Here is a 570-nt window from a genome sequence, read left to right as displayed (position 1 = left end):
GCAGGGTATAAATGGCTTGGCCGTGGCGACAAAAACGCTGCCGATGGTGCCGCAGTAGAAGTCATGCGTAGCCTACTGAACAAAACCGAAATCAGCGGTGAAATCGTGATCGGTGAAGGCGAAATCGATGATGCACCTATGCTGTACATTGGTGAGAATGTGGGTGTTGGTGGCGATGCTGTTGATATCGCTGTTGACCCAATCGAAGGGACTCGTATGACGGCGATGGGCCAGTCAAACGCACTGGCTGTACTGGCAGCCGGCGAAAAAGGCAGCTTCCTAAAAGCGCCTGACATGTACATGGAAAAGTTAGTGGTAGGCCCTGGCGCTAAAGGTGCTATTGACTTAGAAAAGCCACTCAAAGAGAACCTAGAGAACATCGCTAAAGCGCTGGGCAAATCACTAGATACGCTTGTGGTAACCACGCTAGCTAAACCTCGTCACGACCAAGTGATCGCAGAAATGCAGGTGATGGGCGTGCGTGTGTTTGCTGTGCCAGACGGTGATGTCGCCGCTTCTATTCTAACTTGTATGCCTGACAGCGAAGTGGACGTGATGTACTGCATCGGT

Annotated in this window: 1 protein-coding gene; it reads left to right on the top strand. The window is 51.6% G+C overall.

Annotation, left to right across the window (positions count from 1 at the left end; all coding sequences use genetic code 11):
* A partial coding sequence (gene glpX / locus KIV40_RS34795) for a class II fructose-bisphosphatase (RefSeq protein ID WP_285354021.1) occupies positions 1-570 on the top strand: 570 nt, incomplete at both ends.

This window comes from Vibrio sp. D173a, from assembly GCF_030248475.1.
This window is presented reverse-complemented; position numbering and strand designations above follow the sequence as displayed.